General features: G+C 45.2%; 18 protein-coding genes. 16 read left to right on the top strand and 2 right to left on the bottom strand.

All coding sequences use genetic code 11. The features are described from left to right. The first annotated feature begins 579 nt into the window (after window positions 1-579). From J7E37_RS03570 to paaX, 13 genes are all read left to right on the top strand, one after another. Window positions 580-1,905 carry a phenylacetate--CoA ligase family protein gene (locus J7E37_RS03570; protein WP_215022547.1) on the top strand — a complete coding sequence of 442 codons (1,326 nt, stop codon included), beginning with the start codon at window positions 580-582 and terminating at the stop codon, window positions 1,903-1,905. Between the two features lie 20 nt (window positions 1,906-1,925). Continuing rightward, window positions 1,926-2,885, top strand: a complete 960-nt coding sequence (paaA, locus tag J7E37_RS03565) for a 1,2-phenylacetyl-CoA epoxidase subunit PaaA (RefSeq protein ID WP_215022544.1) — start codon at window positions 1,926-1,928, stop codon at window positions 2,883-2,885. A 55-nt stretch (window positions 2,886-2,940) separates the two neighbouring features. Then, the gene (gene paaB, locus J7E37_RS03560) at window positions 2,941-3,288 is read left to right on the top strand and encodes a 1,2-phenylacetyl-CoA epoxidase subunit PaaB (protein ID WP_102262291.1); all 348 of its coding nucleotides are present in this window, start codon (window positions 2,941-2,943) and stop codon (window positions 3,286-3,288) included. After that, window positions 3,285-4,103, top strand: coding sequence for a 1,2-phenylacetyl-CoA epoxidase subunit PaaC (paaC, locus tag J7E37_RS03555; RefSeq protein ID WP_214777690.1), 819 nt, complete (start codon window positions 3,285-3,287; stop codon window positions 4,101-4,103). The genes paaB and paaC overlap by 4 nt, the downstream gene beginning before the upstream one ends. A 6-nt stretch (window positions 4,104-4,109) precedes the next feature. Further along, window positions 4,110-4,592, top strand: a complete 483-nt coding sequence (gene paaD / locus J7E37_RS03550; protein ID WP_215022542.1) for a 1,2-phenylacetyl-CoA epoxidase subunit PaaD — start codon at window positions 4,110-4,112, stop codon at window positions 4,590-4,592. Between the two features lie 118 nt (window positions 4,593-4,710). After that, window positions 4,711-5,019, top strand: a complete 309-nt coding sequence (locus tag J7E37_RS03545; protein WP_214776961.1) for an EthD family reductase — start codon at window positions 4,711-4,713, stop codon at window positions 5,017-5,019. Further along, the gene (locus tag J7E37_RS03540) at window positions 5,012-5,791 is read left to right on the top strand and encodes an enoyl-CoA hydratase-related protein (RefSeq protein ID WP_215022540.1); all 780 of its coding nucleotides are present in this window, start codon (window positions 5,012-5,014) and stop codon (window positions 5,789-5,791) included. Before J7E37_RS03545 ends, J7E37_RS03540 begins: the two co-directional genes overlap by 8 nt. Window positions 5,792-5,805: 14 nt before the next feature. Next, the gene (locus J7E37_RS03535) at window positions 5,806-6,579 is read left to right on the top strand and encodes an enoyl-CoA hydratase-related protein (RefSeq protein WP_214776957.1); all 774 of its coding nucleotides are present in this window, start codon (window positions 5,806-5,808) and stop codon (window positions 6,577-6,579) included. Window positions 6,580-6,615: 36 nt separating this feature from the next. After that, entirely contained in the window at window positions 6,616-8,133 is a 1,518-nt protein-coding gene (locus J7E37_RS03530) for an aldehyde dehydrogenase family protein (RefSeq protein WP_215022538.1), read from the top strand. A gap of 67 nt (window positions 8,134-8,200) precedes the next feature. Further along, a complete protein-coding gene (locus J7E37_RS03525; RefSeq protein WP_251009425.1) occupies window positions 8,201-9,064 on the top strand; it encodes a 3-hydroxyacyl-CoA dehydrogenase in 864 nt (287 codons plus the stop codon). Window positions 9,065-9,075: 11 nt separating this feature from the next. Next, entirely contained in the window at window positions 9,076-10,284 is a 1,209-nt protein-coding gene (gene pcaF / locus J7E37_RS03520; RefSeq protein WP_214776953.1) for a 3-oxoadipyl-CoA thiolase, read from the top strand. Further along, on the top strand, window positions 10,285-11,061 hold the full coding sequence (locus J7E37_RS03515) for an enoyl-CoA hydratase-related protein (protein ID WP_214776951.1): 777 nt from the start codon (window positions 10,285-10,287) through the stop codon (window positions 11,059-11,061). It abuts the gene before it with no gap. A 368-nt stretch (window positions 11,062-11,429) separates the two neighbouring features. Continuing rightward, on the top strand, window positions 11,430-12,305 hold the full coding sequence (gene paaX, locus J7E37_RS03510) for a phenylacetic acid degradation operon negative regulatory protein PaaX (protein ID WP_214776949.1): 876 nt from the start codon (window positions 11,430-11,432) through the stop codon (window positions 12,303-12,305). A 56-nt stretch (window positions 12,306-12,361) separates the two neighbouring features. On the opposite strand, the gene J7E37_RS03505 is transcribed toward paaX, so the two are convergent. Then, the gene (locus J7E37_RS03505; protein ID WP_353049985.1) at window positions 12,362-13,816 is read right to left on the bottom strand and encodes a BCCT family transporter; all 1,455 of its coding nucleotides are present in this window, start codon (window positions 13,814-13,816) and stop codon (window positions 12,362-12,364) included. Between the two features lie 226 nt (window positions 13,817-14,042). Here J7E37_RS03505 and J7E37_RS03500 point away from each other — a divergent pair, with 226 nt between their 5' ends. After that, on the top strand, window positions 14,043-15,080 hold the full coding sequence (locus J7E37_RS03500) for a DmpA family aminopeptidase (protein ID WP_215022536.1): 1,038 nt from the start codon (window positions 14,043-14,045) through the stop codon (window positions 15,078-15,080). 59 nt (window positions 15,081-15,139) lie between these two features. After that, window positions 15,140-15,814 (top strand): NAD(P)H-dependent oxidoreductase, encoded by a 675-nt coding sequence (locus tag J7E37_RS03495; RefSeq protein WP_215022534.1) that lies wholly within the window; start codon window positions 15,140-15,142, stop codon window positions 15,812-15,814. A gap of 60 nt (window positions 15,815-15,874) precedes the next feature. Here J7E37_RS03495 and J7E37_RS03490 read toward each other — a convergent pair whose 3' ends face one another. After that, window positions 15,875-16,396 (bottom strand): gamma carbonic anhydrase family protein, encoded by a 522-nt coding sequence (locus J7E37_RS03490; RefSeq protein ID WP_215022532.1) that lies wholly within the window; start codon window positions 16,394-16,396, stop codon window positions 15,875-15,877. Between the two features lie 73 nt (window positions 16,397-16,469). Here J7E37_RS03490 and J7E37_RS03485 point away from each other — a divergent pair, with 73 nt between their 5' ends. Beyond that, complete coding sequence (locus J7E37_RS03485; protein WP_215022529.1) at window positions 16,470-17,417, top strand: NAD(P)H-dependent flavin oxidoreductase; 948 nt, start codon at window positions 16,470-16,472, stop codon at window positions 17,415-17,417. Window positions 17,418-17,743 lie beyond the last annotated feature (326 nt).

Genomic DNA, 17,743 nt, shown 5'->3' with positions numbered 1-17,743 from the left:
TGTATTAATAGAACAAATTGGCCTCCTGACTCTGTCAGGAGGTCGTTTTTATACCTGAAAAGGGACATAAGCTGGAGAGAAAGCGTCTTTTATGGTCACACGCTTAAAATAGTACTCACTACGATCTTAACCTCCTTAGTAAAGGTAGTTTTCTAAAAGATTGTTGTTAAAATCCTAAAGCTGATTTTAACGTGATAAAAGCCATTTTGTAGTTCGGTATTAAGTGTGCAAGCTCTTTTCTCAGTAATAAGATTTAATTTTGTGAAGAAACATAGGTCATTCAATTTCTGCATTGTAGTCAATAACAACAAAGTTTGAGAAAAGAGCCTTAGTAAAATCACCAGGAATTCTCTCACACCCGCTAAAGATTTTCCCAATAATCATATAAAAATCACCACAATCACTTCTTTTACCTTCTGCAACTAGATTTTCTTCAGTAAAAATTAAAATTTTCAGAAAAATAATTGACTTTTTCCTATATACACGTTATCTTTGTTTTAAAATATATAACACATTTATAGTGTTACGGTTATATAACGTTATATAAATAAAATTTTATGTATTGCAGGGGGCGTAATCTTGATTCTACATGAAATTGAAACGAGCAGTCGTGAGTCCATAGAAGAACTCCAACTTCAAAGACTCAAGGCAGTAGTGGAGAAAGTTGCTCAAAGGGTGCCATTTTACAAAAAGAAATTTGAGGATGCGAATTTTTCGCCTGATAGCCTAAATAGTCTGGAAGATTTGGAAGCGCTTCCTTTCACAGAGAAGCAAGATCTGCGCAATCACTATCCATTCGGGCTTTTCGCTGTTCCACAAAGTGAATTGGTCAGGGTACACGCTTCATCGGGAACAAGCGGCAAGCCGACTGTGGTTGGCTATACACAGAATGATATAGAAATGTGGGGAGAGATTGTCGCCAGGGCGATTGCTCTTGGCGGCGGTGAAGCGGGCAATTTTCTGCATAATGCTTATGGTTATGGCCTTTTCACCGGCGGGTTGGGCCTGCATTACGGAAGTGAACAGTTGGGGATGGTTACTGTACCAGTTTCCGGCGGCAACACCCAGAGACAAATCATGTTGATTGAAGATTTTAAACCGCAGGTCATTTGCGGGACACCTTCTTACATTCTGAATATCGCTGAAACGATGGAGGAAATGGGCATGGACCCACGCGAAACTTCATTGAAATACGGTATTTTCGGGGCTGAGCCTTGGTCAGAAGAAATGAGGAAGACGCTCGAAGAAAAACTGGGAATCAGGGCATGTGACATCTACGGGCTCAGCGAAGTGATCGGGCCTGGTGTCGCAAGTGAATGCCATGAAGCCCAGGAGGGACTCCATGTTGCCGAAGATCATTTTTTAGTTGAGGTAATTGACCCTGAAACGTTAAAACCTGTTCCTGAGGGGGAAGAAGGGGAGCTGGTATTCACAAGCCTGACGAAGGAAGCCTTTCCGGTCATCCGCTATCGTACGGGGGATATTGCTTCCCTGACGAAGGAAAAATGCAGCTGCGGACGGACGACAGTGAGAATGTCCCGAGTCAAAGGAAGAATCGATGACATGCTGATCATCAATGGCGTTAATGTGTTCCCATCACAGATTGAACATTGCCTGCTGACAGTACCTGAACTTGCCCCTCATTACCAGATTCAGATTTTACAGAAGCGTACGTTAAAAGTTCTTGAGCTGCATGTTGAGATGAATGAGGAATATTTCACAGTGATCGGGGCGGATCCGATTTCGGATTCGGTTTACCAACTTGAGCAAAGGATTCAATCATTGCTCAGGAGCCAGTGTCTGATATCGATGGAGGTACGGGTGCATCGTCCAAAAACAATACCGCGCTCTGAAGGGAAGGCAGTGCGGATTGTTGATAAAACAAAGGAAGCGATTGGAACTTAAATCTAAGGAGGTAAGGCAGCATGGAAAACACAATTTCCTTCGAGCTACTGAGCGAAGAGGCTAAATATGAGCACTTTATGAGCCGGATTGAAGCTGGCGATAAAATTGAGGCTGAAGATTGGATGCCGGATGACTATCGAATGACACTGATCAAGCTTATTTCAATGCACGGCATCAGTGAAATAATGGGTGCGCTCCCCGAAAAGGAATGGGTGCCAAAAGCTCCTTCTTTGAAAAGAAAACTGGGGATCATGGCGAAGGTGCAGGATGAAATGGGACACGGACAACTGCTGTTAAGAGTGGCGGAAGATTTGATGAAGCCGCTTGGAAAATCACGCGAGAACATCATTCAGGATTTGCTATCAGGCGACTTGAAATTCCACAATGTCTTCCATATGGAAGCAAAAACCTGGGGAGATGCCGGATTGATTGGCTGGCTTGTCGATGGTGCAGCCATTATATCGCAGACGAATATGCTTGATGCATCATATGGGCCATACGCTAGAGCGTTGAAGCGAATCTGCGCCGAGGAGGTTTTCCACGCCCAGCACGGTGAGGCGATCATCATGGCGCTTGCAGAAGGAACAGACGAGCAGAAAGCGATGATCCAGGATTCGTTGGACCGATGGTGGGAAGCGCTTCTTATGTTCTTCGGTCCTGCAGATGCGTCTACTACTGGAACTTCCAAACAGGACACAACCATCAAATACAGGATCAGAACGAAAACAAACGAGGAGCTCCGCCAGGACTTTTTCATAAAATATATTCCAAGGGTCCTGTCGCTTGGTTTGAAGCTGCCAGATGAAACGATGCATTTTGACCAGGAGTCAGGCATTTGGCAATACAAGCAGCCCGATTGGAGCAAGTTCAAGCAAATCATTAAGAATAATGGACCAAAATCGAAGGATCGTTTAAGGCTTAGGGAAATTTCCTATACCAACAACAAGTGGGTCATCGACGCATTGAGCGCTAAAGCATAATCCTCCAGCAAATGAAGAATTAGCCCCGGGAATACCACAGGAAAGGAGAGAGATCATGTCTGGAAATGGATTTTATCAGGAGTTTGAAGTCTTCAGCAAAAGGACGGCCACTTCGCCTATGCAGTACCAGTTCTCATTGCTGGCCCCGAACCACGAGCTGGCCCTTGTGATGGCTCAGGAGAATTTCATGAGGCGGGAGCCGGTTGCCGATATTTGGGTCGTCAAGCGGGATGATATCAGAAAGATGTCACTTGAAGAGCGACAAACATTGCAAAGGCTTGATAACAAGGATTACAGGAATACGAAAGGCTACGGTTATTTAAAAAAGAAATGGCGCCACTACGAGCAGGAAATGCTTGATGAAAAGGAGATCTTGTCATGGGGAGGGAAGCAGGAGAAATGAAATATGAACTTGAAGATGCGTTAAAAAATGAAGAACTTCGCGACGCTGCAGTTGAACTCCTGTTCCAGCTTGCTGATGATGATTTCATTATTGCCTACCGGGGTTCCGAGTGGCTGGGACTTGCTCCCCATATTGAAGAGGACGTCGCTTTCTCTTCAATCAGCCAGGATACAATGGGCCATGCTGCAATGTTTTATCAGCTTCTTAGCGACCTTGGTGCGGGTGAACCTGACCAGCTTGCCCACTCAAGGCCGGCAGCAGAACGAAAGAATGCGATTTTACTAGAAAAAGTGAACGGACCAGGTACTTATTTGACAGAGCCGCATTATGACTGGGCACTTGCGGTTGTGAGGAACTATTTTTACGCCCAGGCTAAGAAAGTAAAAATTGAATCGCTGAAGAATTCATCCTACCAGCCATTAGCGGAAGCAGCAGTAAAGATCAATATGGAACTTTACTACCATTTACTGCATTGGAAAACGTGGTTCTCTCAGCTTGTGAGTGCTGGAGGAGAAGCGAGGAAAAGGATGGAAGCCGCGATGGAGAAGGTTTTTGCTGAACTCGAAGGATTGTTCTCCATGGGAAGCCAGGCCGAAGAATTCTCAAAGCACAAATTGTTAGATTCAGAGGAAGCTTTGAAAACGAAATGGATGCAAATGATGTCACCGGTTTTCGAATCCCTTAACCTGGAGATGCCAGATCAATTCGGGATGAAGAGCGGAAATGGGCGAAATGGCGAGCATACCGCTGACTTGCAGACTGCTCTTGATACATTGGGTGAGGTCTATAAATCCGATCCGGCAGCAAGCTGGTGATGATGAATGATAAGAGATAAAATTATCGAAGCTTTGCAAACTGTGAAGGATCCCGAAATCGACAGTGTATCGATAATCGAACTTGGTATGCTCGAGGAAGTCGAAATCACTTCAAATGAAGTTTTGATAAAGCTATTGCCTACCTTCATGGGCTGTCCGGCACTAGATATCATCAAAAACAATGTGATTAAAGCAGTATCAGTTCTTGATGAAGTTGAAAAGGTAGAGGTTAAATTCATTTTCAGCCCGCCATGGACATCCGAACGGGTCACAGAGCTGGGCAGGGAAAAGCTGAAGGAATTCGGCATCGCTCCTCCGCCAAGGCACATTGCAGAAACGGGTGAGTGGCAGGCCGATTGCCCTTACTGCGGATCCACCTATACGACAATGGAGAACCTCTTTGGTCCAACAGCATGCCGCAGCATTTTATACTGCAAATCATGCAAAAACCCATTCGAGGCAATGAAACCAGTATCAACTATGATGTGACGCCAAAGTCGAAAAAAGATTCTTAGGTGTCATATCAATTGATTAATAGCTTCAAGAAGCAATGCATATATTCTATTTGGTCTATAAAAATTTTAAAAAGAAAAGGGAGAGATTTTTAATGGTTAAACTAATTGCGATTTACAAGCATCCACAGGACAAAGATGCATTTGACAAGCACTATTTCGAAACGCATGCCCCGCTTACTTCGAAAATCCCAGGTCTCCGTAAAATGGAAGTGACACGCATCGTCGGAAGCCCAATGGGCGGGGAAGGCAAATATTATCTAATGTGTGAAATGTATTATGACGATCATGAAGCATTGAAAGCCGGTATGAAATCTGCTGAAGGCAAAGCTTCCGGAAAGGATGTTATGAGCTTTGCGGGTGATCTGGTCACGATGATGATCGGTGAAGAAGTGAATGAATAAAAGCTATGAAATGATTGAAATATCTGTAAAGGGACAAATTGGATTAATCGAGCTTAACCGCCCGAAGGTCCTGAATGCCTTGAACAGGCAAATGGTTTCTGAGGTGCTTTCGGCAATGGAAGCATATGACGAGGATGCTGACATTAAGGTGATTGTCCTCGCAGGGAAGGGCAGGGCATTTGCTGCAGGTGCCGATATCGATGAAATGATGGACGCGGACGCGATCTCGATGGAAACGTTGAACCAGTTCAATGACTGGGACCGGCTCGCCTGGATCAAGAAGCCGGTCATCGGGGCTGTACATGGATTTGCCCTGGGCGGTGCATTTGAACTGGCGCTATGCTGCGACATGCTGTTCGCCGCCGAGAATGCGGAATTCGGATTCCCTGAAGTTAATCTTGGCGTCATGCCTGGAGCAGGCGGAACGCAGAGGCTCACAAAGCTTGTCGGCAAAACGAAGGCAATGGAATGGATCCTCAGCGGCAGGCGTATCTCTGCCAAAGAAGCCTTATACCATGGAATCATTAATTCTGCTTTTGCCGAAGAAGTACTGATGGAGGAAACTCTGAAATTTGCGGATACAATCGCGGATCAGGCTCCGATTGCCGTTAGACTTATTAAAGAATCGGTATTGAAAGCAGTCGATTATCCTCTATATGAAGGAATGCAATATGAACGTAAAAACTTCTATATGCTTTTTGCGACAGAAGACCAGAAGGAAGGCATGAGGGCTTTTAAAGAAAAACGAAAGCCGGATTTTAAAGGGAAATAAGGGGGTACATAGCTGTGTTTGAAACCGTTTTGTATGAAGTGCGGAATCAGGTGGCCTACATCACCCTGAACCGTCCTGATAAATTGAATGCATTCACCGAGCAATTGAACAAGGAAATCCAGACCGCAATCAAGTCTGCTTCGCGCGATAAAGAGGTAAGGACGCTGGTTATAACGGGTGCAGGCCGGGCATTTTGTTCAGGTGAGGATTTGGCAGGAGTTTCAGATGAAATGGACCATGGCGAAGTACTTCGTAAACGCTATAATCCGATGCTTATGGAACTTGACCGTTGTGAAAAACCTGTGATTGCAGCTGTCAATGGTGTTGCGGCAGGAGCCGGTATGAGTCTTGCTCTTGCCTGCGATTTCCGGATCGCTTCTGAAAAAGCAAGCTTTGTAGAAGCGTTTATCCATGTAGGCCTTGTTCCGGATGCCGGCAATCTATATTATCTTCCACGGCTTATCGGCCATGCGAAAGCAATGGAGCTAGCTGTATTTGGGGAAAAAATTTCGGCAGACAAGGCAAAGGATTTGGGGCTGGTTACGGAAATCTACTCATTGGACAACTGGAACGACAATGTCTCTGCGTTTGCAGAAAGACTTGCCAATATGCCTACTAAGGCAATCGGCCTGATCAAAAGGAACTTGAAGGCAAGCTGGCATTCAAGCTTTGAGGAGTATCTTGAAAGAGATGCCCAGAGCCAGCGGATTGCCGGGAAGACCGCCGACCATAAAGAAGGCGTCCAGGCGTTCATGGAAAAAAGAAAACCCGTTTTCAAGGGTGAATAAATTTATCAATCAATTTACTAAAAGGAGATGTTACGCGTGACAACAGTAAAAGAGCAAAAATTCGAAGCAATGGCAGTAAAACGCGAGACATATCAGCTGATCATCAATGGAGTACGCCAGGACAGCGTCAATGGCGAAACCTACAAAGTCTACAATCCGGCGACAGGCGAGGAAGTTGCAACCGTGGCTAAGGCTTCAAAAGAAGACGCAGAGCTTGCGGTACAGGCGGCCAGAAATGCGTTCGATTTTGGGAAGTGGCGCCATTTTCCTGTCAACAAGCGCTCCCGAACACTGAATAAGATCGCTTCAATCATGCGCTCCCGTTTCAATGAACTGGTAGAATTGGAGATTCTCGATACAGGTAAATCTCTGGCTGCAGCACAGGGACAGGTGATGCAGGCAATCGAGGATTTCGAATTTTACGCAGGTGCGATTGTCAGCCACCGCGGTGCAGTGAACAGCATGCCTGGTGCATTCCAGAATATTACCGAAAAAGAGCCTGTCGGCGTTTGTGCCCAGATCATTCCTTGGAACTATCCGATGATGATGGCGGCGTGGAAAATCGCTCCGGCAATCGCCGTCGGCTGCTCGGTTGTCGTGAAGCCAGCCTCACTGACACCATTATCGGCAGTCGTCCTTGGTGAAATCTGTATCGAAGCGGGTGTACCTGAAGGCGTTGTGAACGTCATTCCTGGATCTGGTTCAGTAGTGGGGAACTATCTGGTCGAGCACGATAAAGTTGACAAAGTAGCCTTTACAGGTTCAACGCCAATCGGCAAGGATATCATGGCAAGAGCTTCCCAAACGCTAAAGCGCGTGACTCTTGAACTTGGCGGAAAGTCACCGAGCATCGTTTTTGAAGATGCGGATATTGATGCTGCAGTAGTGGGCTCTCTATTCGGGATTTTCTACAATACTGGCCAATCATGTGAAGCACGTTCTCGTTTGTATGTCCATGAGGATGTATATGAAGAGTTCATGGGAAAATTCGTGGCAAAAACAAAGCAGCTTAAGCTTGGGAATCCATTTGAAAAGGAAACTCATGTCGGCGCGGTTATCAGCCAGGACCAAATGGATGTCATTGATGGATATGTAAAATCTGCAGTTGCTGACGGAGCTGAAGTTTTAACAGGTGGAAAAGCTGCGAATCTAGAAGGCTATGAAAATGGCTACTGGTATGAGCCTACCATCATTGCTGAAACGAATCACGGCATGAAAGCTGTAAAAGAAGAAATTTTCGGGCCAGTTGTTGTCGTCATGAAGTTCAAGGATGAAAAAGAAGCTGTCAAACTGGCGAATGACAGTGAATATGGACTTGGTTCTGCCATCTGGACGAAGGATTACGGCCGTGCAACAAGGGTATCAAAACAGATCCAGGCGGGGATCGTCATGATTAACTGCCCGTTCTCTGCATTCCCGGGCACACCATTCGGCGGCTATAAGCAATCCGGATTCGGCCGTGAACTCAGCATCGAAACACTTGATTTATATACAGAAACAAAGAGTATCGTCTCTTATTACGGCAGCCGCCCGCTTAATCCGTTTAACGTATAATCATGAGGCGAGCACTCTACGATCCGGGTGCTCGCCTTTCAGTTTCTGTGAACAGGAGGAATATATAATGAAGAAACTCGTCGTAATCGGTTCGGGTGTCATGGGGAGAGGAATTGCCTATGTCAGCAGCCTGGGCGGTTTTGATACTGTCCTTATTGATGTGGATGAAAAACAGCTTCTTAACGCCGAACAGGAAATCAACAGCATTTTTGATAAGGGGATTGCCAGAGGGAAAATCGCGCTAGAAGACGCAGAGTCGGCGAAAGCAAGACTTAAATATTCGAATTTCCTCGCTGATAATGTGAGGGACGCTGACCTGGTCATCGAAGCCGTGCCTGAAAAAATAGATATCAAGAAAACGATTTTCGAAGTGATTGACCAGCATGCACCTGAACATTGCCTGTTTGCGTCCAATACATCGACAATGAGCCCTACGGAAATTGCCTCTTTTACCAAGCGTCCTGAGAAGGTCATCGCGATGCATTTCTTCAACCCGGTCCACAAAATGCCGCTTGTAGAAATTATCCGGGGTCTGGAAACGAGCAATGAAACAGCTGAAGCAATCCAGAAGGCGGCAATCCAGATGGGCAAAGAAACTGTCATCGTCAACGAATTCCCTGGTTTCGTGACCAGCCGGATCAGCGCACTAGTTGGCAATGAAGCTTTTTACATGCTGCAGGAAGGATTGGGCAGCCCGGAGGATATCGATAAGGCGATTAAGCTGGGGCTGAATTATCCGATGGGACCATTCGAGTTGGGTGATCTTGTTGGGCTGGATACACGCCTGAACAATTTGAAATACCTTCATGAGAAGCTCGGTGAAAAATACCGCCCGGCTCCATTGCTTGAGCAATACGTAAAAGCCGGCCGTCTTGGCAGGAAAACGGGACGCGGTGTGTATGACTATCAAGAATCTTTGACGACGAAGTAAGGAGGATGGCGATGAGAGAAGTTGTGATAGTTGATGCAGTAAGGACGCCGATCGGAAGATACAACGGAAGTCTCCGGCATATCCGTCCGGATGATTTAGGGGCAATGGTCATTAAGGCGTTGATCGATCGTAATCCAGACGTACCTGCAGTTGAAATTGAAGAAGTAGTTTTGGGGAATGCGAACCAGGCAGGCGAAGATAATCGAAACGTTGCAAGGATGTCAGGGTTGTTGGCTGGACTGCCTGTCGAGGTTGCCGGGACAACCATTAACCGATTATGCGGTTCAGGCCTGGATGCGGTCAACTATGCGGCCAGAGCGATTTTGGCCGGTGAAGGAGACATTTTCATCGCTGGCGGAACGGAAAGCATGACAAGGGCGCCATTCGTGATGGCAAAGCCGGAAAAAGAATTCCCGCGCGGCAATATGGAGATGTTCGATACGACAATCGGATGGCGTTTCGTGAACAACAAGCTGAAGGAAATGTACGGAACGGACAGCATGCCGGAGACAGCAGAAAACGTGGCGAAAAAATATGGCATTTCAAGGGAGGCACAGGACGAATTCGCTGCAGAAAGCCAGCTTCGCGCACAAAAAGCGGTGGAGGCAGGGCGTTTTGAAAATGAAATTATTCCTGTTGTTTACGAAGATAAAAAGGGGAACAAAACTGTCATTGACCGTGACGAACATCCACGGCCTGGAACGACGGTTGAAAAACTGGCAAAGCTGAGGCCTTTATTCAAGGACGGGACTGTGACAGCAGGAAATGCGTCTGGAGTGAATGACGGTGCATCGGCATTGCTGCTGATGAGCCGAGAAAAAGCAGAGGAACTTGGTTTGAAGCCGCTGGCAAAATATATTGTGTCAGCAACAGCGGGATTGGAGCCTTCCATCATGGGCATGGGTCCTGTTTATGCAGTTCAAAAGGCTCTTAAGCGTGCAAATCTGTCCGTTGGAGATATGGACTTGATTGAGTTAAACGAGGCGTTCGCGGCCCAGTCAATCGGATGCATCCAGGAGCTGGGACTTGATCAGTCTAAGGTGAATGTAAATGGCGGGGCAATTGCGTTCGGCCATCCGCTTGGTGCAAGCGGCGCACGTATTTTGACAACCCTTTTATATGAAATGAAAAAGCGGGATTCCAGGTATGGACTTGCGACCATGTGTGTAGGTGTCGGCCAGGGAATCGCCATGATTATCGAGAATATAGGAGAGAGATAAATGAACAACATCAAATACCAGAAAGAGCAGCATATTGCATATGTGACGATAGACCGGCCAGATTCGTTGAACTGCTTTAATTATGAAACATTGACCGAACTCGGGGACCTGACAGATAAACTTCATACGGATACGGATGTACGGGTTGTGATCTTCACCGGTGCTGGAGAAAAAGCATTCAGTGCAGGTGCAGATTTGAAGGAAAGGAAGCACCTTACAGAGGCAGAAGTTCGCCGGAATGTGAAAAAGATTCGTGATGTCTTCAGCGCGATCGCAGAGCTTCCGCAGCCAACGATTGCAGCTGTGAACGGCTTTGCTTTTGGCGGAGGTTTCGAACTGATGCTTGCCTGTGACTTTAAAATTGCCTCGGAAAATGCGTTAATGGGGATGACCGAGGTTAGCTGGGGCATTATTCCGGGTGCAGGCGGCACACAGCGTCTTTCAAGGCTGATCGGAGAGATGAAGGCGAAGGAATTGATTTTAACAGCGAGAAAAATATCAGCGGAGACGGCTTATGAACTAGGCATTCTGACAGCCGTAGAATCGAAGGAAAATGTCATGGCTGCCTCGAAAGACTTGGCCGAGGAAATCCTGCAAAATGCTCCAATTGCAGTGAGACAGGCGAAATATGCCATCCAGCATGGAAGCAGCACCGACCTGCAGACAGGACTGGCAATCGAATCCAAAGCTTATGAAGTAACCATTCCAACAAAGGATCGTGTGGAAGCATTGAATGCCTTCAGTGAAAAACGCAAGCCTGTTTTTACAGCACAATAAATCCATAGGGAGAAATCCCTATGGTTTTTTCGCAATATAAAGGGAAAATTCCCGGTTTGGTGGTGAACCGTAGAAACGGGGCACATAAAGAGAGGGTATGTTCCCGGTTTGGGGATGGACTAAAGAAACGGGGCACATAAAGAGAGTAAAAGTTCTCGGTTTGGTGGTGAACCGTAAAAAAACGGGGCATTCCATTCAAGTCAAAGAGCGACTTCACAGGTCTGCACTCCGCCGCCTGTTTTTTTGGGGGGCAAGGCGCTTACCAATTATCTATGAGAAAAAAGTTTTTGCAAAATAATGATAATACTGTAAAATATTCTATAACGGTTTTATTACGTATATCAAAAACGGATGAGGATGACATAAGCTTGAATACAAGATCAATGATTTTTACCTTATACGGTGACTATATCTCCCATTATGGGAGCAAGATTTGGATTGGCAGCCTGATTCGGCTGCTGAATGAATTTGGCCATAATGACCAGTCGGTGAGAGCGGCTATTTCACGCATGAACAAGCAGGGCTGGGTTCAGGCGGAGAAAATTGGCAATAAGAGCTATTACTCCCTGACACCGCGAGGCCAAAAGAGAATAGATGAGGCAGGTAAGCGTATCTTTAAATTAAAGCCTGAGGAATGGGACGGAAAATGGAGAATCCTCATGTACACGATTCCTGAGGAAATCCGCAATGTTCGCGACGAATTGCGCAAGGAACTGATATGGAGCGGCTTTGGATCAATGTCGAACAGCTTCTGGATTTCCGCCAATAATCTCGAGAGACAAGTCAGGGACCTGATCGAGAAATACGAAATCGAACAATATGTCGATTTCTTTGTGGCTGAGTATAAAGGTCCGCATGAAAATCAACGCCTCGTTCAAAAGAGCTGGGACCTGCAGGAAATCAACGCCAAATACCAGGATTTCATAAGTGAGTATAGCCAGAAATACATCATCGATAAAAATAAGATTCAAAAAGGCAGCATGTCTGATGCTGAATGCTTTGTGGAGCGCACAAAGCTGGTACATGAATACAGGAAGTTCCTCTTCTTTGATCCGGGTCTTCCTGAGGAGCTTTTGCCGGAAAAATGGCTGGGAAGCCACGCCGCCGCATTGTTCAGTGAATACTACAAAGAACTTGCAGAACCCGCATCCCGCTTCTTTGAGTCTGTCTTCAAAGAAGGAAACGAGATCAAGCATAAAGATGTAGACTATAATGTTATGGACCACCCGTATATTCTTGAATGATAATGTCTATGAATATGTAAAAGCTGGCCAGGGGCAGAACCTGTGCCAGCTATTTTTTAATTGGATTTGTCTTCTCTAAGCCCTTTAATAACTGAGATGCACATGAGTACAATTAGAAGGGCGAAAGGGAGGGCAGTAGTAATGGAAGCTGCCTGCAGGGATTTTAATCCTCCGCTGATTAATAGCACGGATGCTGTGCCGGAAATGATAAAACCCCAAATTAATTTGACATATTTCTTGGGGTTAAGAGTTCCTCGTGATGACAATATACTTAGCACATAGGTGGCAGAGTCTGCAGATGTAATAAAAAAGATAGTGATGAGCAACAGCCCGGTAATGCTTAGAACCTTCCCGAACGGTAGATTTTCAAGCATGATAAAAAGGGCCGTTTCTACGTTTTCTTTTGCCGGCTTGACAAGTTCCAGTCCCTCGTATATTTGCATGTGAAGAGCTGTACCCCCAAACACAATAAACCACAGGCCGCCCATCAATGCAGGAACAAACAAGACTCCGAGCACGAATTCACGGATTGTTCGCCCTCTGGACACTCTGGCAATGAACGTGCCTACAAATGGTGCCCAAGAAATTCCCCAAGCCCAATAAAAAATGGTCCAATCCCCTCTCCAGGATGAGTCTTTAAAAGGACTGAGTCCGAGGCTGAGCTGAAAATAGTTCCCTATATAGCTGCCAAATGAGGTAATGGCACTCTCAAGCAAAAAGATAGTAGGTCCAGCGAACAACACAAACAGGAATAATAGGCTGGCGATTCCGAGGTTGATATTGCTTAATATTCGAATCCCTTTATTAACTCCGGAAAGGGCCGAAATCATGAAGAGAACGGTAACGACTGCGATGACAATCAATTGGGTCATGGAACTGTTCGGAAATCCAAAAACCTTGCCCAATCCCCCGGATACCTGCATGGCACTGAGACCAAAAGTAGTCGCTACTCCAATGGCAGTAGCGATGATGGATACGATATTAATGGATTTTCCTAAAAAGCCATTTACTTTTTCGCCCAACAACGGGTAAAACGCATGACTGATCAGGCTTGCTTTATTTCTGCGGAATTTGAAATAAGCAATTGTCAATCCAACGAGCCCATAACCAGCCCAGGGCTGGAGTCCCCAGTGGAATACACTGTATTTCAGTGCTGATTCAGCTGCTTCGGTGGTCTCTGCTTCAACCCCAGGTGCCGGGTCGGCGTAATGCTGAAGGGGCTCTGCCACACCCCAAAATACTAGTCCTACTCCCATTCCCCCGGCAAATAATAGGCCGAGCCATGTAAAGTAAGAATACTTAGGCTCATCCTCATCTTTGCCCAGTTTAATATTCCGATAAGGACTGAACGCAAGATACAGCATGAAAAAGACAAAAAAAGTAGTTGCAGCCATGTAAAACCAGCTGAAATAGCTGATTGTCCAATTCAGCGCTTTATTGGCACTGGCGTTAAGATTTTCTGGAGCTATTACTCCCCATAAAACAAAGCCCAGTACAAAAGCTGCAGATATATATAATGTGATCCCTGGTTGTTTTTTTTGTGAAATAATATCCCTCCTTATCCTAATTTCAAGAAAAAGCCCTATAAAATATCTACCCTATCAAACGACGGGAAATCATAGTCTGTTTTATTTACTGAATTAGGAAAATTACCTTTTAAGGAATTAGCGAAGAAAAGAAGTTGCTATGAGAATTTGGTATAATCGTGGGGAATACCGTAGTAAGCAGGAGGTAACTATGAAAGTACGCGAAAGAGGGATTATAGTTGGCAGGATGTTCCCCGGGACCAATAACTGTATAACTGATGTACCTGGTGTAATGGTCGGCCATGTAACGTTGGATTATCCACTGGATGACAAAGGTAAGGAGTATGCCTGTACAGGTGTCACGGCAATCCTGCCGCATGACGGTAATTTGTTCAAAGAGAAAGTTACTGCGGCAAGCTATGTCCTTAACGGTTTTGGCAAGACGACAGGTCTCGTCCAGGTGAATGAACTTGGAACGATCGAGTCTCCAATCATGCTGACAAATACATTTGCAGTACCTGCAGTCACCCAGGGTACCCTGGAGTACATGCTTGGTGAAAATGAAGAGATTGGCGAGACGACGGGTACCATTAATATTGTCGTCGGAGAATGCAATGACAGCTATTTAAACTCAATTCGCCTTTTTCCGGTAAAACCTGAACATGCCATACAAGCGATTAAGAATGGTTCCGGACGTCCAGCTGAAGAAGGTGCCATCGGGGCAGGAAAAGGAATGGTTTGCTTTGGCCATAAAGGCGGCATAGGGACAGCATCCAGAATTGTCGAAGCAGATGGTCCTCTTACCATTGGCTGTCTGGTGCTCAGCAATTTCGGCAAAAAAGAAGAGTTCTTGGCAGGAATATATGGGATTGAGTCAATTAAATCAGGGATATCCGAGAAGGCTGACGGTTCTATCATCATCGTCCTTGCCACAAATGCGCCGTTAAGTGACCGTCAGTTATTGCGCCTGGCCAAGAGATGCGGAATCGGCCTGGGCCGGACCGGCAGTCATTACAGTCATGGAAGCGGAGATATTGTGATTGCTTTTTCATCTGCCAATAAAACGATGCACAATTCAGATGAAGTCATTCAATCAAGCAGCCAGGTCAGGGATGACCATCCATTGATGAACGAGCTATTCACGGCTGCAGCAGAAGCAACAGAAGAAGCAATCCTGAATTCCTTATCACTGGCTGACACAACTAAAGGGAGAAGAGGCCGAGTTGTTCAAGCTTACCCTTTTTTGTAGGCATTAACTGAAGAAATGTGATAAGTTAAAAAAAACATAACCTGGAAGGAGAGATACATATGCGAGACAAAGAAACTTTAAAGCAGGAGATTCTTGACGCTTTCCAATTTAGGCATGCCACAAAGGAATTTGATCCAAGCAAAAAAATTCCAGAGGAAGACTTCCGTTTTATCTTGGAGACAGGCCAGTTATCTCCAAGTTCATTTGGTTTTGAACCATGGCGCTTTCTTGTCGTCCAGAGTGAGGAACTTCGTCAGAAAGTTAAGAATACCGCCTGGGGAGCGTTTGGCAAGCTTCCGGAAGCAAGCCATTTTGTGATTATCCTTGCGAGGACAAAAGTTGATACAAAATATGACTCTGACTATCTGCAGGATCATTTTAGAAATAAGAAGAAAATGCCAGAGGAATTTATGGCAAATTACCTCAAGCGAATTGAGGAATTCCAAAAAACTGATTTTAAATTGCTTGACGGAGACCGCCCGCTGTTTGATTGGGCGTGCAGGCAAACATATATCGTTCTGGCCAATATGATGACAGCGGCTGCGCAAATTGGTATTGATTCCTGTCCGATTGAAGGATTCAATTTTGAAAATATGAACAAACTTCTTGCAGATGAGGGATTGCTTGATGATGGCCACTTTGGAATATCCGTCATGTGTGCGTTTGGTTATCGTGTAAAAGAACCGAATCCAAAGACCAGAAGACCATTGGATGATATCGTTAAATGGGTGTAAGAAACAAAATGTTTTGTCCCTGATAAAACAAAGAGCCAGGCATCTGCCTGGCTCTTGTCTTTAGGTAATATTTTTTAAACTTTCTTGATATTCCTTTCCCTTTTGCACATATGTATCAATTGATAGTTGAATCAGCTCCAAATCCTTATCTCCGATTTCCCTCACCACTTTTCCCGGTGCGCCTACAACGAGAGACCGCGGCGGTATTTTTTTACCCGCAGGTATCAAAGTATTGGCTCCGATGATGCATTCTTCTCCAATTTCTGCTCCATCAAGGATGGTTGAGCCCATTCCGATAATGCATCGTTTCTTGATGGTGCACCCGTGCAGGATGGCATTGTGGCCGACCGTGACCTCATCTTCAATAACGAGAGGAGAGCCCTCATAAAGATGACACGTGACGTTATCCTGGATGCTGCAGCTGTCGCCTATAGTGATTGTGTCTTCATCCCCGCGTAAAACTGCATTGAACCACACGCTGGAATTCTTGCCGATTTTCACATCACCGATGATAAAACTGCCGGGCGCCTGGAATACTGTTTCATCTACAACCGGTTTTTTATCGGAATAACTAAGAATCAATGAAAATCCCCCTTTTTCAATTGTCATAATTTTAGAACTAGTATAACATTAATTTAACGAAGGGGGAATTTTTGTGAATGGAATTACTTCTGTTCTTGGCATAAAATATCCAATCATCCAGGGTGGAATGGGGAACATCAGCAATGCTGTTTTAACGTCAGCTGTTTCTGAAGCCGGCGGCCTGGGGACAATAGGTGCCGGGACGATGCCAGCTGAAGAAGTGGAGCAAATTATTCTTGAAACAAAATCGCGGACATCGAAGCCTTTTTCGGTGAATGTTGCCTTGAGTGTTTCACCGAATGTGTTGGAAATCCTTCGCCTCGCTGTCAAACATAATGTGCAGGCAGTAACATTATCAGCAGGGAATCCCGCGCCATTCATTCCAAAGCTGAAGCAGGCTAGGATCAAAATTATTACCGTTGTTGCATCAGTAAAGCAAGCAAAGAAGGCGGAAGCTGCTGGTGCTGATATTTTAGTAGCCGAGGGGTATGAAGCTGCAGGAATTAATTCGAACCTTGAAACCACGACTTTGGCATTGATTCCTCAGATTGTTGCCCAGGTGAACATACCAGTTGTTGCGGCCGGTGGAATTGGCGACGGAAAGGGTCTTGCTGCCATGCTTGCACTTGGAGCGAGCGGCGTACAGATGGGAACAAGGTTCATCGCCACAAAGGAAGCTCCCTTCCATCAAAACTACAAGCAGAAGCTTTTGCAGGCTAGTGACCATGAAACAGTCATAGTCGGAAGGTCTGTGGGAAGAATTCGCAGGCTGCTGAATACTTCTTATGCAGGAAAACTGCTGGAAGCAGAAAAACAGGGTCTTACTCAAGAAGAATTCGCTGAACTGACAACTGAGGAAATACATAAAAAAGGTGCACTTGAAGGAAGCGAAGAAAACGGGTTCATGAATGGAGGCCAGGTGTCTGGACTGGTTTCTGATATCCCGACAGTACATGAATTATTGGATCGAATGGTTAAGGAAGCAAAAGATCGATTAAAGGCTGCGGAACGTTTACTATAATTTTAAAAAGTGTGCTCAAACAAAGAGCACGCTTTTTTTATGGTTTTTGGAAATATTGTTTTTTAATTTGAAGTCCTAACTAGGTACTTTTAAAAAAATAAAACACCAAAAGCCTGTAAAACGTGCGTTTCTTAATCGCTTTCGTGCATAAAAGCGAAAAAGTTAAATTATTTTTAAAAAACATCTTGATAGTTTGCTAAAGTGATGGTTTAATAATTAGAAATCATAACATACTAAATTTTCGGAATTTTATTGACTTTAAATTAAAGCTGGTGTTAATATAACGATATATTTACGGTGCTCATAGTGAATATCATACTTTTTGG

The organism is Bacillus sp. ISL-39, from assembly GCF_018613295.1.
Classification (GTDB): Bacteria; Bacillota; Bacilli; order Bacillales; family Cytobacillaceae; genus Mesobacillus.
Note: the sequence above shows the minus strand (reverse complement) of the source record. Positions and strands in the feature narration are given on the sequence as shown.